The sequence below is a fragment of the Nocardioides sp. NPDC057767 genome (assembly GCF_042798275.1).
GTDB lineage: Bacteria > Actinomycetota > Actinomycetes > Propionibacteriales > Nocardioidaceae > Nocardioides.
Window position 1 is genome coordinate 24,461 of record NZ_JBHVKJ010000030.1, and the last position, 21,171, is coordinate 45,631.

General features: G+C 69.1%; 24 protein-coding genes and 1 other RNA gene. 5 read left to right on the forward strand and 20 right to left on the reverse strand.

The genetic code is table 11. From position 1 onward, the window contains the following. Positions 1 to 233 precede the first annotated feature (233 nt). Entirely contained in the window at positions 234 to 461 is a 228-nt protein-coding gene (locus tag ACFVDI_RS16565; RefSeq protein WP_378906880.1) for a hypothetical protein, read from the forward strand. Next, the gene (locus ACFVDI_RS16570; protein WP_378906882.1) at positions 458 to 1,201 is read left to right on the forward strand and encodes a LuxR C-terminal-related transcriptional regulator; all 744 of its coding nucleotides are present in this window, start codon (positions 458 to 460) and stop codon (positions 1,199 to 1,201) included. Before ACFVDI_RS16565 ends, ACFVDI_RS16570 begins: the two co-directional genes overlap by 4 nt. Positions 1,202 to 1,236: 35 nt before the next feature. On the opposite strand, the gene ACFVDI_RS16575 is transcribed toward ACFVDI_RS16570, so the two are convergent. Further along, positions 1,237 to 1,776 carry a DUF1697 domain-containing protein gene (locus tag ACFVDI_RS16575; protein ID WP_378906884.1) on the reverse strand — a complete coding sequence of 180 codons (540 nt, stop codon included), beginning with the start codon at positions 1,774 to 1,776 and terminating at the stop codon, positions 1,237 to 1,239. Between the two features lie 57 nt (positions 1,777 to 1,833). On the opposite strand from ACFVDI_RS16575, the gene ACFVDI_RS16580 reads away from it, so the two are divergent. Further along, entirely contained in the window at positions 1,834 to 2,337 is a 504-nt protein-coding gene (locus ACFVDI_RS16580; RefSeq protein ID WP_378906886.1) for a MarR family winged helix-turn-helix transcriptional regulator, read from the forward strand. Here the strand turns inward: ACFVDI_RS16580 and ACFVDI_RS16585 are convergent. From ACFVDI_RS16585 to ACFVDI_RS16605, 5 genes are all read right to left on the reverse strand, one after another. Further along, on the reverse strand, positions 2,334 to 3,065 hold the full coding sequence (locus tag ACFVDI_RS16585; RefSeq protein WP_378906888.1) for a copper homeostasis protein CutC: 732 nt from the start codon (positions 3,063 to 3,065) through the stop codon (positions 2,334 to 2,336). The genes ACFVDI_RS16580 and ACFVDI_RS16585 overlap by 4 nt on opposite strands. 234 nt (positions 3,066 to 3,299) lie before the next feature. Beyond that, on the reverse strand, positions 3,300 to 5,081 hold the full coding sequence (locus ACFVDI_RS16590; RefSeq protein ID WP_378906890.1) for a DEAD/DEAH box helicase: 1,782 nt from the start codon (positions 5,079 to 5,081) through the stop codon (positions 3,300 to 3,302). 79 nt (positions 5,082 to 5,160) lie between these two features. After that, positions 5,161 to 5,439: a DUF3039 domain-containing protein gene (locus ACFVDI_RS16595; protein ID WP_008358664.1), complete on the reverse strand. Its 279-nt coding sequence runs from the start codon at positions 5,437 to 5,439 to the stop codon at positions 5,161 to 5,163. A gap of 21 nt (positions 5,440 to 5,460) precedes the next feature. Beyond that, on the reverse strand, positions 5,461 to 6,027 hold the full coding sequence (locus ACFVDI_RS16600; protein ID WP_378906892.1) for a YqgE/AlgH family protein: 567 nt from the start codon (positions 6,025 to 6,027) through the stop codon (positions 5,461 to 5,463). 156 nt (positions 6,028 to 6,183) lie between these two features. Then, positions 6,184 to 6,714 carry a hypothetical protein gene (locus ACFVDI_RS16605; RefSeq protein WP_378906894.1) on the reverse strand — a complete coding sequence of 177 codons (531 nt, stop codon included), beginning with the start codon at positions 6,712 to 6,714 and terminating at the stop codon, positions 6,184 to 6,186. Positions 6,715 to 6,839: 125 nt separating this feature from the next. Between ACFVDI_RS16605 and ACFVDI_RS16610 the strand changes: the two genes are divergently transcribed. Further along, positions 6,840 to 7,529: a TetR/AcrR family transcriptional regulator gene (locus tag ACFVDI_RS16610; protein ID WP_378906896.1), complete on the forward strand. Its 690-nt coding sequence runs from the start codon at positions 6,840 to 6,842 to the stop codon at positions 7,527 to 7,529. 13 nt (positions 7,530 to 7,542) lie between these two features. On the opposite strand, the gene ACFVDI_RS16615 is transcribed toward ACFVDI_RS16610, so the two are convergent. From ACFVDI_RS16615 to ftsE, 12 genes are all read right to left on the reverse strand, one after another. Further along, positions 7,543 to 8,586: a DUF3048 domain-containing protein gene (locus tag ACFVDI_RS16615; protein ID WP_378906898.1), complete on the reverse strand. Its 1,044-nt coding sequence runs from the start codon at positions 8,584 to 8,586 to the stop codon at positions 7,543 to 7,545. Positions 8,587 to 8,685: 99 nt separating this feature from the next. Further along, a complete protein-coding gene (locus tag ACFVDI_RS16620) occupies positions 8,686 to 9,453 on the reverse strand; it encodes an SDR family NAD(P)-dependent oxidoreductase (protein WP_378906900.1) in 768 nt (255 codons plus the stop codon). A 90-nt stretch (positions 9,454 to 9,543) separates the two neighbouring features. Beyond that, complete coding sequence (locus tag ACFVDI_RS16625) at positions 9,544 to 10,698, reverse strand: glycerophosphodiester phosphodiesterase (RefSeq protein WP_378906902.1); 1,155 nt, start codon at positions 10,696 to 10,698, stop codon at positions 9,544 to 9,546. 98 nt (positions 10,699 to 10,796) lie between these two features. Beyond that, entirely contained in the window at positions 10,797 to 11,708 is a 912-nt protein-coding gene (locus tag ACFVDI_RS16630) for a glycerophosphodiester phosphodiesterase (RefSeq protein WP_378906903.1), read from the reverse strand. 104 nt (positions 11,709 to 11,812) lie between these two features. Then, entirely contained in the window at positions 11,813 to 12,220 is a 408-nt protein-coding gene (locus tag ACFVDI_RS16635) for an HIT family protein (RefSeq protein WP_378906904.1), read from the reverse strand. Between the two features lie 79 nt (positions 12,221 to 12,299). Beyond that, positions 12,300 to 13,127 (reverse strand): hypothetical protein, encoded by an 828-nt coding sequence (locus ACFVDI_RS16640; protein WP_378906905.1) that lies wholly within the window; start codon positions 13,125 to 13,127, stop codon positions 12,300 to 12,302. A gap of 36 nt (positions 13,128 to 13,163) precedes the next feature. Beyond that, positions 13,164 to 14,045 (reverse strand): phenylalanine 4-monooxygenase, encoded by an 882-nt coding sequence (locus ACFVDI_RS16645; protein WP_378906906.1) that lies wholly within the window; start codon positions 14,043 to 14,045, stop codon positions 13,164 to 13,166. 306 nt (positions 14,046 to 14,351) lie between these two features. Continuing rightward, positions 14,352 to 14,722: a transfer-messenger RNA gene (gene ssrA, locus ACFVDI_RS16650) on the reverse strand. Between the two features lie 73 nt (positions 14,723 to 14,795). Beyond that, the gene (gene smpB / locus ACFVDI_RS16655) at positions 14,796 to 15,275 is read right to left on the reverse strand and encodes an SsrA-binding protein SmpB (protein WP_045549823.1); all 480 of its coding nucleotides are present in this window, start codon (positions 15,273 to 15,275) and stop codon (positions 14,796 to 14,798) included. A gap of 61 nt (positions 15,276 to 15,336) precedes the next feature. Continuing rightward, positions 15,337 to 16,602 carry a peptidoglycan DD-metalloendopeptidase family protein gene (locus tag ACFVDI_RS16660; RefSeq protein ID WP_378906907.1) on the reverse strand — a complete coding sequence of 422 codons (1,266 nt, stop codon included), beginning with the start codon at positions 16,600 to 16,602 and terminating at the stop codon, positions 15,337 to 15,339. Positions 16,603 to 16,657: 55 nt separating this feature from the next. Next, entirely contained in the window at positions 16,658 to 17,566 is a 909-nt protein-coding gene (gene ftsX / locus ACFVDI_RS16665) for a permease-like cell division protein FtsX (protein ID WP_378906909.1), read from the reverse strand. Positions 17,567 to 17,637: 71 nt separating this feature from the next. After that, positions 17,638 to 18,327, reverse strand: a complete 690-nt coding sequence (gene ftsE, locus ACFVDI_RS16670) for a cell division ATP-binding protein FtsE (protein WP_189118118.1) — start codon at positions 18,325 to 18,327, stop codon at positions 17,638 to 17,640. A gap of 74 nt (positions 18,328 to 18,401) precedes the next feature. On the opposite strand from ftsE, the gene ACFVDI_RS16675 reads away from it, so the two are divergent. Further along, complete coding sequence (locus ACFVDI_RS16675) at positions 18,402 to 19,019, forward strand: hypothetical protein (RefSeq protein WP_378906911.1); 618 nt, start codon at positions 18,402 to 18,404, stop codon at positions 19,017 to 19,019. Between the two features lie 167 nt (positions 19,020 to 19,186). Here the strand turns inward: ACFVDI_RS16675 and ACFVDI_RS16680 are convergent, their stop codons facing one another. After that, complete coding sequence (locus ACFVDI_RS16680) at positions 19,187 to 19,930, reverse strand: alpha/beta fold hydrolase (RefSeq protein WP_378906913.1); 744 nt, start codon at positions 19,928 to 19,930, stop codon at positions 19,187 to 19,189. Positions 19,931 to 19,934: 4 nt separating this feature from the next. Further along, the gene (gene prfB / locus ACFVDI_RS16685) at positions 19,935 to 21,053 is read right to left on the reverse strand and encodes a peptide chain release factor 2 (protein ID WP_008358700.1); all 1,119 of its coding nucleotides are present in this window, start codon (positions 21,051 to 21,053) and stop codon (positions 19,935 to 19,937) included. Between the last annotated feature and the right edge of the window lie 118 nt (positions 21,054 to 21,171).

Genomic DNA, 21,171 nt, shown 5'->3' on the forward strand with positions numbered 1-21,171 from the left:
TCTTGAGAACGGTCACACGGGCGCTCGACGACAACAGGATTGTCACCATGACAACCACCCCCACGATCGACAGCCCAGGCAGAGCCCGATCCATCGATGAGGCCGATCGGGTGCAGTTGATGAGGCAGCATGCCAAGGCTGTGCAGACCGGCACATCGACACGGAACCTGAGTCAGCGCCGGGTTGCCCGGCTGCTTCCGGCCGGCTCCCCGCAGTGGGCTCTCCTCACGGTGATGCGCGAGGTACGAGCGCCGTCGTGGACGCCGCTGTCCGCAGCCGTACGCGTGGCGAACCAGGTGGGAGATGTCCGGGCCCTGCGGGAAGCGCGAGCCCGCCTGCGCCTGGCCGGCATCGAGCGGGCCTCGCTGGCCGAGCTGCGTGCGCTGGCCACGTTGAACCTGGCCATCAGCCATCACGAGGCAACCAACGCCGGCGCCCGGAAGGAGCGGGTCGAGCCATGACGATCACAGCGACCTCTCGTCCGCAGCGGACGAAGGTGAGCCACCGCGTGGCCATCGTGGAGCCGCACCCGGTGGTCGGCGAATCTCTCGAGCTGGCGCTCTCCAGGCATCGCTTCGACGCTCGCCTCCTGCCTTCGCTTCCCGATCACGCGAGCGCGACGGCACTCACCGCACAGGTCGTGCGCACTCGTGCGAGCATCGTGATCCTCGGCACGACGCTGGACGCAGGTGATCCGTGGCTGGCGACGATCGCCCCGCTGACGCGCGCCGGGATCGACGTGGTCGTCCTGACCTCGACCGCCGACCCAGCCTGTTGGGGACAGGCGCTGCGCCGGGGTGCGCGGGTGGTGGTGTCCAAGTCGCGGCCCCTCAACGATCTCATCTCGATCGTGCGGCGCCTGACGAACGGACTTCGCGTTCTCGACGTACAGGAGCGCGAACAGCTCATCGCGCACGCCGTGCGTCGCGATCTCGAGCTGGCCGGGCTCCACGAGCGCTTCGAACGCCTCTCCTCCCGCGAGGCAGAGGTCCTGGAGCAGCTCAGGAACGGGCTCACCGTGTCCCAGATCGCCGCTCGCAACGTGGTCTCACCTGCCACGGTCCGCACCCAGGTCAAGTCCATCCTGGCGAAGCTCGGAGTCTCTTCGCAGCTCGCTGCGGTCGGCGCCGCCCATCGCCTGGGCTGGCAGCCACCCAGGGCTCGCGCCCTTCAGGCTCGTCGGCTACCGGAAGCAGGATGATGGATCACCGCTCGTGACGAGCGGTTGATCGGGGCTCAGCCCCAGCGGTCGGCGAGCGTGCGGATCACGTTGAGGTTGCGGTTGGTGCTGATGGCGATGTGACGCTCGACGACGGCGTTGGTGATCTTCGTCTGCTGGAAGCTCTCGGTGAGCAGGTGCACCGCGCGACCGATGACGTAGACCCGCTCGCCCTCGCCCGCCCGGGCGACCAGCGCCTCGCGAGAGCTGGGGTCGCTGTGCTCCTTGCACAGGAACACGAACTGCCTGCCCTCGTGGCCCATCCCGACCGCCGCGGCGTCGTTGGCGATCACCTTCAGCTCGGCGGGTGTGGTGCAGATCGTCGGCACCTCGAAGAAGCGGTCGGCGGCGAAGGCCTCCTCCAGGATCGCCTCCATCTCGGCCCGGTCGCTGACGGGGTGGTCGAAGCGTACGTTGCCCGTGTTGATGTAGGTCTCGACGTCGGTTCCGCCTGCCCTGACGACCGCGGCCTTGATCGCCTGCTTGGGGAACTTTCGCGTCGCGCCCAGGTTGATGGCGCGCAGGAACGCGATCCAGGTGTGCCGCTCCATTGTCATTCTCAGATAGTCTCCACCCGTTCACCGCGCCGCAACCCCAACCCTGGAATCCGACCGATGCCTTCACAGCAGCTGCTTCCCACAGCGGCCCCGAGCACCTCGGGCTCCGCTTCGGCGCCCCGGACCGCCTCGGGCTCCGCTTCGGCCAAGACCCTGGACCTCTCCAGCGACCTGGTGGTCTACGCGGCGCGCCTGATGCGCCTCGTGCGCCGCGCGCTCGACCTTCCGGCCAGCGTCCGCGTCCTGACCATCCTCGACGCCATCGGGCCGCTCGGCATCACCGACCTGGCCCGCGCCGACGGCTGCTCCCAGCCGACCATGTCGGCGCAGATCGCCCAGCTGGTGGAGACCGGCCTGGTCAGCAAGGAGCCCAACCCCGCCGATGCGCGGGCGAGCCTGGTCACGCTCACCGACGCCGGCCGGGCCGATCTGGCCGAGGTGCGCGAGCGCATCTCACATCTCATCGCCGAGCGGCTGGAGTCGCGTCACCGCACCGAGGCCGACCTCGAGGCCGCCGTCTCGGTCCTGCGCGACCTGGTCGAGGGCGACACTCCAGCCTAGGCGAGCGCGGCGGCCGCAGCCGCGACCACATCGGGATCGGTCACCCAGTGACCACCGTCGTCGGCGACGCCCGGCGCCACCCGGCCGGCGGTCGCGACCCGGCGCTTGGCGGACAGGTGCACACCCTCGACCCCGAGCGCGGCCAGCGCCGCGATCGCGTCGACGGTCACCCCGCCCCCGGCCAGTACGTCCGGCCCGCCTACCGCGACCATCTCGGCGATCGTCGCGGCGCCCGCGGCGGCGGCCGGCGCACCGCCCGAGGTGAGCACCCGGTCGACCACACCGTCCAGCGACCGGATCGCCGCGACCGGGTCGGTGCTGAGGTCGATGGCCCGGTGGAACGTCACCGTCGCCTCGTACGCAGCGGCAGCATCGGCCAGGCCTCGGACCACCTCGACGTCGGGCTCCCCGTGCGGAGTGAGCGCGCCGATCACGATCCCGTCGGCCCCGGCCGCCAGGATCATCTCGGCCTCTCGCTCCAGCAGGTGGCGCTCCGCCAAGGAGAAGCCGAATCCTCCCGGCCGCGGCCGGACGAGCACGTGGACGCCCTGCCAGCCGTCGTCGGCGTCGGTGCCGCCGACCGCGTCGAGCACACTCTCGACCAGTCCCTGCGACGGGGTGACGCCACCGACCTCGAGCGCGGTGCAGAGCTCGACCCGGGTCGCCCCGGCCGCTCGCGCGGCGAGCGCGCCGTCCATCGAGGTCACCGCGATCTCGAGCGCGGTCATCGCGCCGCCCCCGACATCGGGACGAGCACGGCCGACGGGATGCCGCGCGCCTGCATCGCCGGCACCCGCGGAGCTCCAGTTCTCACGGCAGACAGTGTGCACCCGCCGAGTCGGCTCGTCCTAACACAGATCGCCGCCGAGTCGGCTCGTCGTAACGGGCCGACTCGGCGTGACTTCTCGTCAGTTCGAGCCGACTCGGCCGGAATCTCGGTCGGGATGAGCCGACTCGGCGGGTCAGGCGGAGCCTCGTGCCGCCCAGTCACGCAGGGTGTCGATGCGGGCCTTCAGCTGGTCGGCGTTGGCGACCGCGGCGGGCGGGCCGCCGCACTCCTTCCGGAGCCGGTTGTGGGTGACACCGTGGGGCGTCTTGGTGCGGTGGTGCCAGGCGGCGACCAGGCCGTTGAGCTCACGCCGGAGCACGGCCAGCTGCTCGTGGGCGGCGACCGCGGCGACGGGCTCGTCGGCGGCCACCGGACCCGAGGCCGACTTCTGCTTGCGGGCTCGGTCGCTCTGCCGCTGCTGGAGCAGCGTCTTCATCTGGTCGGCGTCGAGAAGCCCAGGGATGCCGAGGAAGTCCATCTCCTCCTCCGAGCCGACGTGCACCTCGCCGGAGTGGCCGAACTCGCCGCCGTCGAACAGCACCCGGTCGAAGCGCGCCTCCGAACCCATGGCCTCCCAGGCTCCGAGCTCCTCCTCGGAGGCGCCCTCCTCGGCGTTGGCCGCCGCCATCAGCGCGTCCTCCGCCGCGAAGATGTCGTCCTCGCTGGTGACCTTCTTGCCGAGCACATGGTCGCGCTGCAGCTCCAGCTCGGAGGCGAAGCCGAGCAGGTTGGGCACCGACGGCAGGAAGACGGAGGCGGTCTCACCCCGCGTACGAGCACGTACGAAGCGGCCCACCGCCTGCGCGAAGAAGAGCGGCGTGGAGGTGGTCGTGGCGTAGACCCCGACCGCGAGCCGGGGCACGTCGACGCCCTCGGAGACCATCCGGACCGCGACCATCCAGCGGTCGTCGGACTCGGAGAACTTGGCGATCTTCTTCGAGCCGGCCTTCTCGTCGGAGAGGACGACGGTGGCCGACTCCCCCGTGATCGACTTGATCGTCTTGGCGTAGGAACGCGCCGAGTCCTGGTCGGTCGCGATCACGAGCCCACCCGCGTCGGGTACGTGGCGCCGCACCTCGGTCAGCCGCTTGTCTGCGGCCGCGAGCACCGACGGGATCCAGGATCCGGCCGGGTCGAGCGCGGTGCGCAGCGCTTGCGAGGTCAGGTCCTTGGTCAGCGGCTCACCGAGGTGGGCGGCGATCTCGTCACCGGCGCGGGTGCGCCACTGCATCTGTCCCGAGTAGGCCATGAACAGCACCGGCCGGACCACGTGGTCACGCAGCGCCTCGGCGTAGCCGTAGGTGTAGTCGGCCGCCGAGCGCGGGATCCCGTCCTCGCCGGGTGCGTAGGTGACGAACGGGATCGGGTTGGTGTCGGAGCGGAACGGCGTCCCGGTCAGCGCCAGCCGCCGCGCGGCCGGCTCGAAGGCCTCCCGGACCCCGTCACCCCAGGAGAGCGCGTCACCGGCGTGGTGGACCTCGTCCAGGATCACCAGCGTCTTGAACCGCTCGGTGCGGATCCGCATCGCGAGCGGGTTGACCGCCACCCCGGCGTACGTCACCGCGATCCCGACGTAGTCGGCCGAGGTCTTGCCCTGGCCGGCGGAGTAGGTCGGGTCGATCGGGATGCCCGCCCGCGCGGCCGCCTCGGCCCACTGGACCTTGAGGTGCTCGGTGGGGGCCACGATGGTCACCCGGTCGACCAACCTGCGGCCGAGCAGCTCGGCGGCGACCGTCAGCGCGAAGGTCGTCTTGCCGGCGCCGGGCGTCGCCACGGCGAGGAAGTCACGGGGATGGTCGGAGAGGTAGGCGTTCAGCGCCTCCTGCTGCCAAGCACGAAGCTTGGGCGCAGTGCCCCAGGCGGCCTTGTTGGGCCACGCGGGTGTGAGAGCGCCGGGAAGATCGGCGCTACTCACGTCGCCGAGTCCGTAGCGCAGGCGCCAGAATACGCACCCGACGACGTGTTGAATCGATGGCTCGCTCGCTTACGCTCGCTCATTCGTCGTCGCCCTCGCCACCGCCCGGCGGCATCCCCTCGAAGATCTCCTTGCAGTCGGGGCAGACCGGGAACTTGGACCCGTCACGGCTCGGCACCCACACCTTGCCGCACAGCGCGACCACGGGAGTGCCCATGACCATCGCCTCGGTCAGCTTGTCCTTCTCCACGTAGTGGGAGTAGCGGTCGTGGTCACCCTCCTCGGTGGGGACGTCTTGATGACGAACGTCCTCCCGTTCCTTGACGGCTTCTTTCGTGCCGAATCCCAGGATGCCCATGACCGCCAGTCTACTGGTCCTCTAGTTGAGTTCCGGATCGGGCGGGCGTGTGGCGTGGAAGGCCAGCTCACCGGGCTGGCGGCGGAGCACCGCGGACCACATCGAGCTCACGTCGTCGAGGAAGGAGTCGTAGGGCTCGCTGTCGACGACGTACCAAGACCCTTCCTCGACCTCGCCCTCGAGCTGAGCGGCACCCCAGCCGGCGTAGCCGGCGAAGATGCGCAGCCGCGACAGAGTGCCGTCGACGAGCTCGACAGGGGTGTCGAGATCGAGGAGCCCGAGGCGCCCCACCACCGGCCGAAAACCCAGCGGCGGGTCGTCGGAGTCGACGAGGAGCGCGACCGCGATCGCGGAGTCCTTGCTCACCGGGCCGCCCTGGAAGAGAACGTCGGGAACGGCCACCGACGACGCCCACGGATGCAGCACCTCGGCGACCGGGACCGGCGAGGGCCGGTTCAGCACCACGCCCAGCGCACCGTCGTCGTTGACCTCGATCAGCAGCACGACGGTGTCGACGAAGTTGGGGTCGCGAAGCTCCGGGGTGGCTACCAGCAGCCGCCCGGCGCGTACGTCCTTCTGCTCCGTCATGACGCCATGATCGCATCACCCCGGGCACGTCAGGCGCAACAGGAAACCAACAAAGACGAAGGCTCCGGGGCCGGCGCAAGGGAGTTGCGGAAGGGAGATCCGCGGGAGGGAGCGCGCCGGCGCCCGGAGCCTGGCTCGATAGGTCCGTACGCAGCCTCAGGCCACCGAGCGGACCGCCCGGAACATGTCGACGAGACCGGAGAAGGGGCCTCGCTCGACGACCTCGGTGGCCGGCTCGTACTCGGCGCGAGCCCGCGCCTCGATCATCGAGCCGAGGCGGACGCACTCGGCGTCGGCGAACGCGCCCTTGCCCGCCATGACGGCCAGGGTCAGGTGCTCCTTGGTCTGCGACTTGGCGAGCGCTGTGGCCATCGCGTCGTCGACCGGAAGCGCGTGGTAGCGGTCGAGCACCGTGCGGATGCCCGGAAGGTCATCGGCGGCACCGTGCCAGGCCCTGACGACGGCATCCTCGAGGTCCATCGGCTGGTTGGCGAGCTCGGTCTCGATGCGGCCGGACAGGCGGGTGTGCCAGCGCAGCTGCAGGGCGGCGAGCAGGTCGAGCTCGTCGGTGAAGGTTTCGGTGACGCCAGGAAGATCCATGGGCAGCAGGCCGTCTCGACGCTCATCGACGGCGGCGACCACGCCGCGGAGGATCTCCCCGCGCTTGTGATGGCTGGTCCAGCTCATTTGTCGGCTCCTTGCGGAAGGTAGGCACTCACATACCGTGAGTACGTACTCATAGTATTGGCCATACCGACGGTATGGCCAATAGCCGGGACGGTGATTCCTGACACGGCCGTTAGAGTGGGTGGGTGGCAAAGTCGTCCGTGAGCAAGCTCGTCCCCAAGGTTCCCCCGCTTCCGTCGGTGCCGGGGATGTCACGGAGGCAGCAGTTCTCCGCATCGACCAAGAAGACGCTCGTCGAGGTCGCCGAGGAGCTCTTCACCGAGCACGGCTACGCGAGCACGTCCCTGGACGCCATCGTCGCCGGCGCCGAGGTCACCAAGGGCGCGCTCTATCACCACTTCAGCGGCAAGCAGGCGCTCTACGAGGTCGTCTTCGAGAAGGTCGAGGCCGCGACGGCGCAGAGCATCGACGCCGCCATGCGCGAGTCGAAGGACCCGTGGGAGCAGGCCCGGGCCGGGCTGCGCACGTTCCTGGAGGCCGTCCAGCAGCCGACCTACCGCCGCATCGTGGTGCAGGAGGGGCCTGCCGTCCTCGGCTACCAGCGCTACCGTGAGCAGGAGGAGCGCTCCACGTTCACCGTCGTCGAGGACATCGTCGCCGCCGTCCTGCGCGCCGGCGACCGGACCGTCGACGACGAGATGGTCGCCACCTTCGCCCGGCTCTTCTTCGGGGCGATGTCGGCCGCCGGCGAGTCCGTGACCGAGGCCAGCAACCCCGAGGACGCGGCCGAGCGCATCGAACTGGCCGTGACCTACCTGCTGACCGGGGTCCAGACCCTGGCGAAGCAGGGCGTCAAGGTCGAGGACATGCGCTGAGCGCAGCCACGCCCTACCTGACGGTCACGCCCCCGGCCTCGACCTGGCCGTTGCCCTTCGGGATCAGGTCCAGCCAGACCTTGCCCGGCGGGATCTCGATCGCGGCGCCCTGCGCGTCGGTGAAGGTGACCGCGCCCTTCTCACCCTTCTTCACCCAGGTCGCCTCGACGATCTGGCCCTCGCGCAGGATCCACGCCTTGCCGCGGCCGGTGAAGTGGGAGACGGGCACGATCGCGCCGCCCGGGTCCTTGTAGGGGGCGATGGTGGTCTTGGTCTGCGCGACCACGACGGTGTCGGCCAGGAACTGGCCGTTCTTCGCCATGTAGTTGTTCTGCAGGCGGTACTTGCCGCCCTTGAAGATCCAGTTGTCCGTGCGCGCCCGGGAGAACTTCACGTCGACGGCCTTGGCCGGCTTTCCACCGGCCAGCTTGGTGGTCGCGTCGCCCCAGGGCATGAAGTCGCTGGGCCGTTTGGCCTTGCCCTTCTTCTCGGCGGCCTTCCCGACCTTGGCGACCTTGCCGACCACGCTGTGCAGGAAGTCGTGGGGCTTGCTGGTGTCGCGTACGACGTAGGGGGTGGACATGTCGATCCAGGAGATGTCGTGCTTCTTCAGCTGCGCGAAGGTGTAGGGGGCCGCGCCACTGGTCAGGATCTTGGCACCGATCGGCGCGGCGATCCCCGCGTCGGTGGCCCGCATCGAACGGACCGGACCTGCCTCCTTCGGAAGCTGGGAGTAGTAGGCGACCGCCAGCCGGGTCACGCCACCCTCGACCAGCTCCTGGACGACCATGTCCGCCTTGGCCACGCCGTACTGCGGGTCGCTGGCCGAGGTGTTGTCGATCTTGACGATGTAAGCGGGGTGCTTGCGCGCGGCGCTCTGCCCCTCGGGGAGCTCGACACCGGTCAGCGGCTCGTGATCGGGCTCAGCCGGCGCGGACGGCGACGGCTTCGTCTCCTTGGGCTCCTCCTCCGAGGAGCCACAGCCGGTCAGGACCAGACCCGCGGCGGCCAGCGTTGCCACTGATCGCAGGAGGAACCCCGGGCGGGACGTACGCATCATCAATCTCCATCTGCATCGGCTCAGTACCAAGACGAGTGACAGACGGTAATCGTTGCATCCGAGCGAGGCGCGCCCGGGGTTCGGTCCTTGACCAGATCAGGCCACCGTGGCGCCGCCGTCCACATAGAGGGTCTGGCCGGTGATGTAGGAGGCCTCGTCGCTGGCCAGGAAGGCAGCGGCGGCGGCGATGTCGCCGGGCTCGCCGACGCGCTTGACCGGGTTGGCCTCGGCCGAGAGCCTGCGGAACTCGTCGACGTCGAGGCCGAGGCGGGCCGCGGTCTGGTCGGTCATCTCGGTGGCGATGAAGCCCGGCGCGATGGCGTTCACGTTGACGCCGTAGGGGCCCAGCTCGATGGCGAGGGTGCGGGTGAAGCCCTGCACGCCCATCTTGGCCGCCGAGTAGTTGGCCTGGCCGCGGTTGCCGAGGGCCGAGGTGGAGGAGACGTTGATGATCTTGCCGTACTTCTGCTTCACGAAGACCGCCTGCGCGGCCTTGCTCATCAGGAAGTGACCCTTGAGGTGGACGTTCATGACCAGGTCCCAGTCGTCCTCGGTCATCTTGAAGAGCAGGTTGTCGCGGGTGATGCCGGCGTTGTTCATCAGGATGTGCAGGCCGCCGAGCTCCTCGACGACGCGCGCGATCGCGGCCTCGGCGTCCTCGGCCTTGGCGACGTTGGCCCCGATACCGACCGACTTCGCGCCCTCGGCCAGCGGGAGCTTGGCGGCGGCCTCAGCGGCGGCGGCCTCGTCGAGGTCGATGATCGCGACCGAGGCGCCCTCCTCGGCGAAACGCGTGGCGACTCCGAAACCGATCCCTCGCGCCGCACCGGTGATGACTGCGACGCGTCCGTCGAAACGACCCATGACTCAAGCTCCTTTGGTTGTGACCGGCCCCACGAACACGTGCGGCCCCCGCCGACTGTAGCGAGGGCCGTACGTGATGTCGCGAGGTGTCTACTGATTGGTAGCAACCCAGGCGTCGCGTGCGGCCACACCCAGGTCGGGGTGGTCGGTGAAGAACGCGTCGACACCGGCGTCGAGGTAGGGGCCGACCTCGCAGCCGAGGTCACCGATCGCGATCGGGTCGGTGCCGATGCGGCACTCGGTGGGGAGGTTCTTGTTCTCGGCGCGCATGGTCCAGATGACGGTCGGCAGCCCGATGCGGTGGGCGCGGTCGGCGAGGTCGGTGGCCTCACCCAGGGTGCCGTCGGGATTGCGCGGGATGAAGTAGAACTTGTACGGCGCCACCTGGTCGGCGTACTTCTTGATGCTGCGCAGACCCTTGTCGGTGACCAGGAAGTCGTTGGTCACACCGGTCCCGGCGACGACCTGGTCGTAGGGCGCCCCGCCGAAGTCGATCAGCTGCACCAGCGGCGTGTCGACCATGCGGTTGAGGTCCTCGAGGTTGCTGATCTCGAAGGACTGGATCACCGCCGCGGCGCGCTTGCCGCCGAGCCCGTGGCTCTCGAGGCTCTTCGCGAGCGGCTCCTCGAGCGAGAGGCCGATGGAGTCGAAGTACGTCGGGTGCTTGGTCTCCGGGGCGACGCCGATGGTGCGGCCCGTCTCGGCCTCCTTGGCGTCGATCAGGTCGAGCACCTCGTCGAGGGTCGGCACCTCGTAGAGGCCGTCGTAGGCGGTGTTGGCCGGGCGGTCGCCCGGGATGCGCTCCTTGGCCCGCAGCGTCTTCAGCTCGGCGAGGGTGAAGTCCTCGGTGAACCAGCCGGTCAACGCCTTGCCGTCGATGGTCTTGGTCGTCTTCCGCCCGGCGAACTCGGGGTGGTCGGCGACGTCGGTGGTGCCGGAGATCTCGTTCTCGTGGCGGGCGACGAGCACGCCGTCCTTGGTCGAGACCACGTCGGGCTCGATGAAGTCGGCACCCTGCTGGATGGCCAGGTCGTACGCCGCGAGGGTGTGCTCGGGCCGGTAGCCGGAGGCACCGCGGTGGCCGAAGACGATCGGCTCGGCGTGGTGGTGCTTGGCCGCATTGGCCGCCTTGGCGGTCTGGGCGGTCTGGGCGGCGGTGGCGGTGGCCGCCGCCGAGGCGGGGTTCGAGACCAGGACGGTCCCGGTGGCGAGCGCCGCGGCGGCAGCGAGCGCGAGAGTACGCATGCGAGTGGGGTTCGGCGTGTTCATGACCCGATCACACCGGCCCCGGGAGTCGCTGCGGCCGGTGTGCGGTGAACGCCGCGTGACGATCTGTCGGCGGCTCAGGCGGCGTCTCGACCGCCCAGCTCAGGCGTACGCCGCTCCGCGATCACGTCCTGGAGGACGTCGGGGTTGTTGGTGATGATGCCGTCGACACCACGGTCGAGGACGGAGCTCATCGTGGCGGCGTCGTCGACCGTCCAGGAGTGGATGTCCATCCCGAGCCTGTGGACCCGGGCGACGTAGCCGGCGTCGAAGGAACCGTGGTGCGGGTTGATCTGGTCGGCCCAGGTGTAGCTGTCCAGGTCGGCGTAGGCCGGGGTGCCGAGCAGACCGACCGGCACCTCGGGCTGGATGCTCTTGTAGGTCTTCATCGCCCCGAAGTCGAAGCTCTGCACGGCGAGCCGGCCGGCGGCGACGGCGGAGTCGACGTAGCCCGGGAAGGAGTCGAGCTCGGCGGCCACCTTCTTCTCGATGCCCGGGTAGAGCCCGGGCGACTTGAGCTCCATCAGGATCCCGGACCGCGACGGCCGCACCTGGGCGACCATCTCCTTCAGCGTCGGCACCGGTTCACCGGCGTACCTCTCGCCGAACCAGGAGCCGGCATCGAGGGTCCTGATCTCGGCGAGGGTGAAGTCCTTGACGTTCCACGGCGAGCGGCCGGGGAAGCGCTGCTCGACGTCGGTGGTGCGCGACAGGGTGGTGTCGTGCATCAGCACGAGCTCACCGTCCTTGGTGGCCTGCACGTCCGACTCGATCCAGTCGGCGCCCTGCTCGATGCCGACCGCGAAGGCGGCGAGGGTGTTCTCGGGGGCGTACGCACTCGCGCCGCGGTGGGCGGTGACGGTGATGTCCTCGGCCCGGTGGGCCTCGACGGCGTTGACCGCCACCGGAGCGAGCATCGTGCCTGCGGCCAGTGCCACGCCGGCCAGCGTTGAAGTGAAGGTCTTGGACGCGACGGACGACAGCGACATGGCGCACTCCCGAGATCAGTGGATGACGACTGATCTCGAGTGAATCGGCCTCCGCCGACCGCGCCCCGACTGATTGATGGCCGGAGCCGTACGCCTCGGTGAACTCAGCCCAGCACGGCGCGGAGCCGGTCGGCGTACTCCTTCTGCTCACCGGATGCGTACTTGTGACGCGGCCAGAAGAAGCCCTTGAGCCCGTCGCCGCGGCTGCGCGGGACGACGTGGAGATGCAGGTGAGGCACCGACTGGCTGACCACGTTGTTGACCGCCACGAAGCTGCCCTGCGCACCGAGGCCCTCGACGACCGCGGCGGCCAGGCGCTGGGCGTTCGCGACGAAGCCTCCGTGCAGGTCGGGCGGGAGATCGAGGAGGGTCGCGAGGTGCTGCCTGGGCACCATCAGGATGTGGCCCTTCTGCACCGGGCGGTGGTCGAGGAAGGCCAGGAAGCCGTCGTCCTCGAAGACCACCTCGGCCTCCAGGTCACCGGCGACGACATCGCAGAAGACACAGCTCACGCCGCCACCTCCGTTGCGCAAGCGCCATCGTACGGACGCGGCGGCGTGAAGATCCCATGGTTCGCTCGCTGGCGCTCGCTCACGACTCGTCACCCCACGACAGCGTCGCGACCACGAGGTCGACGGTCGGCAGGACCAGGTCGGCGAGGTCGGGGTGCGGGAATGAGTAGATCAGCCGCGACTCGTAGAGCCGGTCGGGCGAGGCCACCCACCGCTCCCCCACCGTCGTGGTCTCGGCCTGCAACGGATGCCGCACCATCCCGAACGGTGCCGGCCGGCTGAGCGCGACCGCCAGCCCGGCCGGGCGCCGCCCGACGCGCTGCAGCCAGAAGGCCAGGAACGCGGCGCCCTGCTGGGCGGCCGCCTCCTTGGCCGCGTTCATCCACCGGGCCCAGTCGGGCTGCTCGTTCCTGGACCGCTGCACCTTCGGGAGGACCTTGTCGGTGAGGTCGGCGAGCTGGTAGTCGCGTACGTCCTCGTCGGACATGTCCACGACGTACCACTCCTGCGCCTTCGGCAGCCGCAGGTCGACGTGCGGCTTGGGACCGAGCGTCTTGAGCACGTCCTTGATGCCCAGGCGGAACCGGTTCGGCCCGGCCGGGTCGAAGGTGACGTACGCGATCTCCTCGATGTTGGCGGTCAGGAAGTCACGCAGGCCGTCGGCGTTGCGCAGCTGGGCGCGCCGGCGCGTGTCCTCGGCGAGGAACGTCTCCAACGCCTCCTGGGAGGAGAAGAGCATCGCCTCGTACGGTGGCCGGTTGCCGCGGTCCCCGGGGAAGACCCTGATCCGGGCCTCGTCGAGCTGGGGAACGACAACCTGCCCCGTACGCAGCGCGGCACCGACCGCGTCGGCGTCGGTGGCGGCGAGCGCCACCTCCAGCGCGCGGTTTCGGTAGCCGTCGATCATCGTCCGAGGCTAACCCTCGGACGTGGCCGGATCTGTCTAGGCGGCGCCGAGACGCTGTGGCGTGTCGTCGTCGCAGGTCGCGAAGAAGTTGCCGACCTCGTCGACCATGTGGCTGAACGACTTCGCCGCGAAGAGCACCGGCTGGTAGTGGGTGATGTCGTAGTCGACGGTCGCCATCTGAGCGAAGTCGATCGGACGCACCTCCACCTCGTGCATCTCCTCGATCTCGCCGTAGGAGGAGAGCAGCCCGGCCCCGTAAGCCTTGATGTCACCGTCCTCGTGGAGCACGCCGAACTCGATCGTGAACCAGAAGACGTCGGCGACGACCTGGAGCGCCTCCCTGGTCTCCACGCGCCGCGCGGCCGCCCCGGCGAGCCGCTTGACCTCGGCGACCTGCGGGTCGGCGAGGAGGTTCCCGTGGCCGATCACCTCGTGGATGATGTCGGGCTCCGGGGTGTAGAGCGGCACGGCGTGGTGACGCAGATACTGCGTCGAGTGGAACTGACCGTCGGCCAGGCTCCCGTAGAACTCCTCCAGCGGGACGATCCCCGCGGCCGGGACGTACTCGAACCCGGTCAGCGGCTTCAGACCCGCCGAGACCTCGTCGAGCTGTGGCACCCGGTCCTGGGGGAGGTTCAGGGCCTCGACCGCCGCGATGTAGTTGCGGCAGGCGTACTTCGCGTGCAGCGGTGCGATCTCCCGGCACACCGTCCGCCAGATCTCGTTCTCCGTCTCGGTGTAGTCGATCCGGGGCACCGGCTGCCCCGGCTTCCAACCGAGCGCCGCGCCAGCGATCTCGCTGCGTCGAGCCCGGTATTCCTGGTCTGCGAACCCGGGGTGGTTGTCCCCCAGATGCACCTCGACCTGCCCGTCCTCGCCCACGGTGACGGGCGAGTAGAGCTGTCCTTCCTCGAACATCCTTACCTCCATGTGACGTACGCCTCACAACCCTATCGCGCACGCCAGGAAAGGCCTCCTGCCAGGGAGATGAACAGCAGGAAGTCTTACGTTCTGAAGAGGCAGTACGAGGAAACACCGAGCACGCGCAACCAACCGACCACGCGCGACCCGAGGGGTGCGGGGACATCCCCGCCGCGACGCTCCAGCAACGCGCCACACGACATGGGGGTGCGGGTGGCGAAGCCCCCGCCTCCGCGCGAAGCGCGGGCAAATGACGAGAGCGACGTGGCTCGCGCTTTCCGCGAGCACACGCCGCCCTCGATCGAGTGGAGCTGCGGGGAATCGAACCCCGGTCCTCGAGCGCCGTGCCAGGTCTTCTCCGGGTGCAGTCTGTGGGTGGCGTTCTCTCATCCCCGGGGCTCGACGCAGACACGTCCCCGACAGGCTCAGCCGACTAGATGTCCCTCATGCCCCGTCGGCATGTGCATGAGGTGAGTCTCCTAGATGACGCCTGGATCCGAGCCGGAGACGGATACTCGGTCAGACGCTTCGATCACCGCGTCAGGCGGCGAGAGCGAAGGAACTGCGCTTAGCGTTGGCAGTTATTGGTTTCCAGCGATCGTTTACGAGATGACGCTGGCTCCTCGACCCGCTTCCCCTGGGAGCAACGTCCCAAGTCGAAACCGATCAGCCCCTTTTGAGTTTTCAATGCCAGCGATGCTGGCAACAGGACAACACTACAGTCCCCTGCAGACATTCCCCACTCGGTTATCCCTTCATCCCCTTGAGCTTGCGCCCGACCTCGACCTCGGCCTCCCGCTTGGCCGTACGCTCGGCGATGGTGTTGCGCTTGTCCCACGACTTCTTGCCCTTGGCGACGCCGATCTCGACCTTGGCGCGGCCGTTGAGGAAGTAGAGGGCGAGGGGGACGACGGTGAGGCCCTTCTCGGCGACCTTGCGCTCGATCTTGTCGATCTCGGCGCGGTGGAGAAGCAGCTTGCGCTTGCGGCGGGCGGAGTGGTTGGTCCAGGTGCCGTTGAGGTATTCGGGGATGTGGATCCCGTGGATCCAGGCCTCGCCGCGGTCGATGTCGACGAAGCCGTCGACCAGGGACGCGCGACCCTCACGCAGCGACTTCACCTCGGTGCCCTGCAGGACCATGCCGGCCTCGTAGGTGTCCTCGATGTGGTAGTCGTGTCGCGCCTTCTTGTTCTGCGCGATCATCTTGCGCCCCTGCTCCTTCGCCATTCCTCCATTCTCTCAGGCAGGAGGTCATGACCGCGAAACGTTTAGGCCTCAGCCGCCCGAATCAGCCCAGCAATGGCACCGGGTCGACCGGGGTCCCGTCACGCAGGACGGTGAAGTGCAGGTGACAGCCCGTGGACCAGCCCGTGGTCCCCGCGTACGCCACGGTCTCACCGCGCCCCACGCTCCCCGAGCGCCTCGCGTAGCTCGAGATGTGGTTGTAGACGGCGGTGTAGGAATGCCCGTTGACCTTGCCCAGGTAGAGGTGCAGGCGGTTGCCCCACACACTCGAGTAGGAGGTGGAGATGATCTGCCCGGACTCGATGGCGAGCAGCGGCCGCCCGCAGGGCGCGTGGTAGTCGGTGCCGTTGTGAAGGGCGACGTAGCCGTAGATCGGGTGCTTGCGGATCCCGTAGGGCGAGGTGATGTAGGTGTCGGTCACCGGGGGCCCGAAGAGGCCGCCGACCGAGCCGACGTTGCGGTCGGTGCCGGATCCGGCCGATGCCAGCGACCGGATCTTCGTACGCAGCGCCGACTCCTCCGCCTCCAGCTTGCGCAGCTCGGCGGCGTCCGCCGCCCGGGCCGCCTCGGCCGAGCGCTTCGCGGCGGCCGCCCGCTCCGCCAGGGTGGACATCTCGGCGTGGGCCGCAGCGGCCTGGTCCCGGACCGAGTCGACCTCGGCGACCAGCTCTCGGGCCTTCTTCTCCTTGGCCGCGACCGCGTCGGTCGCCTCCTGCACCTCGGCCTCGCGGACGACGAGCATCGTCTCGGTCGCCTCCATCCGCTGGAGGGTGGCGTCCTGGCCCGCGTTGGCCGCGTCGACGTACGTCTGCTGACGCATCAGGTCCTCGAGCGAGCCGCCGGAGAGCAGGGCCGCGGCCTGCGCCAGGCGTGGGTCTCCCCCGGTGAACCGGGAGAGGATCTCGTCGCGCATCTCCTCGCGCTGCGCCTTCACCTCGGCCTGGCCCTCGGCGAGCTCCTTCTTCGCCGCCGCGAGGAGTACCTTCTGCTCGGCGAGCTCCGCCTTCACCTGAGTGTGGGCGGCCTGCACCTCGACGAGCCGGGCGTTGAGCTCGTTGAGCCGGGTCTGGGCCCGGTCCAGCTTCTCCCGCGCCGCGGCGTACGTCGCCGATGCCTCCCGCAGCCCAGCGCTGGAGTGCTCCAGGTCCTCGGCTGCGGCCTTCTGGTCACGCTGGACCTCCCGCTGCTCCTGCTCGAGCCGGTCCCGCTCGTCCGCGGAGGACGGCAGGGAGGGCGAGAGCAGGACGGTAGCCACCACTGCGCAGCTCAGCGCAGCAGCGAGCCGACCGGCACGGGGGAAGGCGCGCACGGATCAAACCTCGGTCTGTGGGGAAATGTTACCGACAGACGGTAGGCGATCCGGATCAGACCTTGATGTATTTCCTCGTGAGCAAGAGTGTCGGGACCAGCGTGAGCAGGATGCCGAGGATCGCGACGATGGCGAAGGAGCTGAAGAACTCCTCCCAGCCGACCCACTGGGTCACCGCGGTGGACGAGAGCCGCTGCTCGACGCCGAAGTACATCACCGAGGCCAGCGCGACACCGGACAGCGCGATGCCGACCAGGGCCACCACGAGCGACTCGAGGAGGAACGGGAGGGCGATGTAGAGGGTCGAGGCACCGACCAGCCGCATGATCCCGATCTCGCGGCGGCGGGCGAAGGCGGCCAGCCGGATGGTGTTGGCGACCAGCAGCAGCGCCGCGATGACCAGCACGATCGCGCCGACCAGCGCCGCGCTCTGCAGCCCGTCGACGGCGGCGAGGATCGGCCCGGTGACCTCGTGGACGTCACCGACGTGATCGATGCCGTCCAGGCCGGCGACGGCCTCGATGATCTCGGCGGAGTGGTGCGGGTCGGTCATCGTGACCCAGTAGGACTCCCACATGTCGTCGGCCTTGACCACCGGGTCGGGACCGCTGACGCCCTCGACGTCGAGAGCCTGCAGCCGCTCGTAGGCCTGCGCCTGGCTCTCCTCCTCGACCTTGTCGACGTACTTGTTGTCGTCGAGGGCGTCGGTGATGACCTTCTTCTGGCTGTCGTCGACGGCGCCCGCGCACTGCGGGTTGCGGTCGTTGGCGCCGTTGCACATGTAGAAGGTGATCTGGAGCTCGTCGCCCCAGACCTCCTCGGTCAGCTGGGCCTGCTCACGCAGCAGCAGGCCGACACCGGCCAGGGTGAGCGAGACGAGCAGGGTCAGGGCCACCGCGACGTGCATGGACAGGTTGCGGCGTAGCCCCTGGCGGAGCTCGGTGAATACATAACGCAGCTGCATGGCGGGTAGAGGAAACTTTCTCTAGTCGTAGAGCCTGGTCGGGCGAGCGGGTCCGGCTGAGGGCTGAGGCCTCAGAACTGGGCGCCGTAGCCGCCCTGGACCTGGTCGCGTACGAGGTGGCCGTGCTCGAGCTCGATGACGCGCTTGCGCATCTGGTCGACCATCTGGACGTCGTGGGTCGCCATCACGATGGTGGTGCCCGACCGGTTGATGCGGTCGAGCAGACGCATGATGCCGACGGTGTTGCCGGGGTCGAGGTTTCCGGTCGGCTCATCGGCGATCAGGATCATCGGCCGGTTGATGAACGCGCGGGCGACGGCCACGCGCTGCTGCTCACCACCGGAGAGCTCGTCGGGCATCCGGTCGCCCTTGCCGTCGAGACCGACCAGCTCGAGCGTCTCCGGGACGCGCTGGCGGATCTCGCGGTTGGAGTGGCCGGTCACCTGCATCGCGAAGGCGACGTTCTCGGCGACGTTCTTGTTCGCGAGGAGGCGGAAGTCCTGGAAGATCGTGCCGACCTGGCGGCGCAGCCGCGGCACCTTCCAGCCGGCGAGCCGGTTGATCTCCTTGCCGGCGACGTAGACCCGGCCGGTGGTCGGCCGCTGCTCGCGCAGCATGAGCTTGAGCGCCGTCGACTTGCCCGAGCCCGACTGCCCCACAAGGAAGACGAACTCCCCCTTCTGGATGTCGATCGAAAGGCTGTTGAGGGCGGGTCGGGCCTGCCCTGGATAGGCCTTGCTGACCTTCTCGAAGCGGATCACCGCACCGAGGGTAGTGCAATGGTGGTGGGCTCAGCACTTCGGCTCTGACATACCTGCCCCTGTACTCTGACGGCGTGCGCTCTGCAGTCCGGATCCTCATCGGTGCCGTAGTCCTCACCGCGATCGCGGTCGGGGTCGGCGTGCTCACCCTGAAAGACGACGAGCCGGAAGCCCCCGAGGTGAAGGGCGACTTGAGCACCGCCGACACCACCACGATGCACGTACGTCGCGGCGCGTTCTGCGACCGCGTCCCGACCGAGGACGCGACCGAGGCCCTCGGCGGCGCCGCCACCGAGAAGAAGGCCTACGGCGACGGTGACCAGACCGCCATCTCGGGCCAGGTCAACGACGTCGCCCAGGAGTACGGCTGCATCTGGACCGGCCCGGAGGACGCGGCCACCTCGGCCCGCGCCTGGGTCTTCGCCCCGCCGGTCACCCTCGACTGGGCAACTCAGATGACCAAGAGCGTGCCCAAGGGCTGCAAGGCCGCGTCGACCCCTGCGTACGGCAAGCCGTCGGTCGCCCTCACCTGCACCGACGCGAAGAAGCAGCCGAAGGTGGTCTACCGCGGGCTCTTCGGTGACGCCTGGCTCTCCTGCGAGCTCACCGGCAAGGTCGGCGAGTCGACCGCCGCGCTGCAGAAGCGTGCGTCGCGCTGGTGCCTGGTGACCGCCACCGCGGCCGCCGCCTGACGCTAGGGGCTCATCAGGCGTCGAGCGGAGCGTCGTTTGCATCGACCTAAAGTCGAGTGCTTTAATCGACTTAGTCGCTCGGGCCGGGTAGACACCTCACCGGGCGGCGTGCGCCGCCGCGGGCACTGAGTCAGAGCAGAGCCGGCTGGCGAGAGCGGGTGGGGTCCTTAGGGATGGGGATCCCACCCGCGACGCGGGACGCGTTGCATCCAGCACCGCGACGCGAGCCACGCCAGGACGGTGTCGGCGAACTCCTGCGGCTGGTTGCGGTGCACGAAGTGGCCGACGTCGAAGTGGACCAGGTCCGCCTCCGGGATCCGGCGAGCGACCTTCTCCAGGTCGGCCGGCGGGATGTGGCTGTTGCCGCCACCGGCCACGATCAGGGTCGGCATGGGCAGCAGCTCGAGCTGCTCCCACATCCAGGCATCGTACGTCGTCGCCTCGACCAGCAGGGACGCGATGCACTCCCAGTCGTGGGGCATCGGCCTGGTGGCGCGACCGGGCAGCCTCCGCCTGCGCGGCGCTGGCGGCACCACGTCCTCGATCACCAGCCGGGAGACCAGGTCGGGCCGGTGCATGGCGAGCAGGAGGGCGACGTTGCCACCGGTCGAGTGCCCGATCACCACGGCACCGGAGATCCCGAGCGAGTCCATCGCCGCGATCACGTCGTCGGCGATGAGCCGGTGGGAGTAGTCGGAGGCCCAGTCCGAGTCCCCGTGCCCACGCATGTCGAAGGCGTGGACCCGGTGCTCGGCCGCGAACGGCGGCACAACCTCCTGCCACCGCTTCGCACTGCCTCCGAGCTCGTGCAAGAGCACCATCGGCACCCCGTCCTCGGGACCGTAGACGTCATAGGCGTACGTCGCCCCGCGGCCCGGAAGGGGAAGCCTGGTGCGCGTCCGCGCAGCCATCAGCTCAGTTCTGCTCGGCCTTCTCGGCACCCCGGCGCCAGCGGATGCCCGCCTCGAGGAACCCGTCGATGTCCCCGTCGAAGACGGCCTGCGGGTTGCCGACCTCGTAGGTCGTACGCAGATCCTTGACGATCTGGTAGGGGTTGAGGACGTAGTTGCGCATCTGGTCGCCCCAGGACGCGGCGACATCGCCCTTCAGCTCCTTGAGCTGCGCCTCCTCCTCGGCCTTCTTCAGCGCGAGCAGCTTGGCCTTGAGGACGATCATCGCGGCGGCCTTGTTCTGCAGCTGCGACTTCTCGTTCTGGCAGGAGACCACGGTGCCGGTGGGGATGTGCGTCAGCCGGACCGCCGAGTCGGTCGTGTTGACCGACTGGCCACCGGGGCCCGAGGAGCGGTAGACGTCGACCTTGATGTCGTTCTCGTCGATCTCGATCTCGTCGGTCTGCTCGAGCACGGGCACGACCTCGACCGCGGCGAAGGACGTCTGGCGGCGGCCCTGGTTGTCGAAGGGGCTGATCCGCACCAGGCGGTGGGTGCCGGCCTCGACGGAGAGGGTGCCGTAGGCATAGGGGGCGTGGATCGCGAAGGTGGCGGACTTCAGCCCGGCCTCCTCGGCGTAGGAGGTGTCGAAGACCTCGACCGGGTACTTGTTGCGCTCGGCCCAGCGGACGTACATCCGCATCAGCATCTCGGCGAAGTCGGCGGCGTCGACGCCACCGGCGCCGGAGCGGATCGTGACCAGGGCCTCGCGGGAGTCGTACTCCCCCGAGAGCAGGGTGCGGATCTCCAGGCTCTCGACGGCCTTCTTGACCCGGCCCAGCTCGGCCTCGGACTCGGCGAGCGTGTCGGCGTCGCCCTCCTCCTGGGCCATCTCGACCATCAGCTCGAGGTCCTCGATGCGGCTGCTGAGCTCGGTGAACTTGTTGAGCTCGCCCTGCAGCAGGGAGAGCCGTCCGGTGACCCGGGTGGCGTTGTCCTGATCGTCCCAGAGGTCGGGCGCGGCGACCTGCTCGCCGAGGTCGGCGATCTCCTTGCGCATCGCGTCCAGGTCCAGCACCTGGCCGATGGTCTGCATCGTTGCCTGGAGCTGCTTGATCTCGGTGTCGAATTCGGGGCCTGCCACGTCTTACAGGTTACTTGACGCGTGGTGCAGCACCCGATTCGCCGGCCCACATATGCGCTCGCCCTCCGGCAAGGGGAACCGGAGGGCGAGCGCCAGGGGGATATGTGGGGGTCGGCCC

What these genes read in the sequence shown, in the direction of transcription:
- ACFVDI_RS16595 (WP_008358664.1), bottom strand. Translation starts at nt 5,439, where the DNA reads ATGGGCATCCTGGGATTCGGCACGAAAGAAGCCGTCAAGGAACGGGAG.
- ACFVDI_RS16630 (WP_378906903.1), bottom strand. Translation starts at nt 11,708, where the DNA reads ATGTCGCTGTCGTCCGTCGCGTCCAAGACCTTCACTTCAACGCTGGCC.
- ACFVDI_RS16600 (WP_378906892.1), bottom strand. Translation starts at nt 6,027, where the DNA reads ATGACGGAGCAGAAGGACGTACGCGCCGGGCGGCTGCTGGTAGCCACC.
- ACFVDI_RS16680 (WP_378906913.1), bottom strand. Translation starts at nt 19,930, where the DNA reads ATGGCTGCGCGGACGCGCACCAGGCTTCCCCTTCCGGGCCGCGGGGCG.
- ACFVDI_RS16565 (WP_378906880.1), top strand. Translation starts at nt 234, where the DNA reads ATGCGCGAGGTACGAGCGCCGTCGTGGACGCCGCTGTCCGCAGCCGTA.
- ftsX (WP_378906909.1), bottom strand. Translation starts at nt 17,566, where the DNA reads ATGCAGCTGCGTTATGTATTCACCGAGCTCCGCCAGGGGCTACGCCGC.
- smpB (WP_045549823.1), bottom strand. Translation starts at nt 15,275, where the DNA reads ATGGCGAAGGAGCAGGGGCGCAAGATGATCGCGCAGAACAAGAAGGCG.
- ACFVDI_RS16615 (WP_378906898.1), bottom strand. Translation starts at nt 8,586, where the DNA reads ATGCGTACGTCCCGCCCGGGGTTCCTCCTGCGATCAGTGGCAACGCTG.
- ACFVDI_RS16585 (WP_378906888.1), bottom strand. Translation starts at nt 3,065, where the DNA reads ATGACCGCGCTCGAGATCGCGGTGACCTCGATGGACGGCGCGCTCGCC.
- ACFVDI_RS16575 (WP_378906884.1), bottom strand. Translation starts at nt 1,776, where the DNA reads ATGACAATGGAGCGGCACACCTGGATCGCGTTCCTGCGCGCCATCAAC.
- ACFVDI_RS16640 (WP_378906905.1), bottom strand. Translation starts at nt 13,127, where the DNA reads ATGATCGACGGCTACCGAAACCGCGCGCTGGAGGTGGCGCTCGCCGCC.
- ACFVDI_RS16570 (WP_378906882.1), top strand. Translation starts at nt 458, where the DNA reads ATGACGATCACAGCGACCTCTCGTCCGCAGCGGACGAAGGTGAGCCAC.
- ACFVDI_RS16645 (WP_378906906.1), bottom strand. Translation starts at nt 14,045, where the DNA reads ATGTTCGAGGAAGGACAGCTCTACTCGCCCGTCACCGTGGGCGAGGAC.
- ACFVDI_RS16620 (WP_378906900.1), bottom strand. Translation starts at nt 9,453, where the DNA reads ATGGGTCGTTTCGACGGACGCGTCGCAGTCATCACCGGTGCGGCGCGA.
- ACFVDI_RS16580 (WP_378906886.1), top strand. Translation starts at nt 1,834, where the DNA reads ATGCCTTCACAGCAGCTGCTTCCCACAGCGGCCCCGAGCACCTCGGGC.
- ACFVDI_RS16625 (WP_378906902.1), bottom strand. Translation starts at nt 10,698, where the DNA reads ATGCGTACTCTCGCGCTCGCTGCCGCCGCGGCGCTCGCCACCGGGACC.
- ACFVDI_RS16605 (WP_378906894.1), bottom strand. Translation starts at nt 6,714, where the DNA reads ATGAGCTGGACCAGCCATCACAAGCGCGGGGAGATCCTCCGCGGCGTG.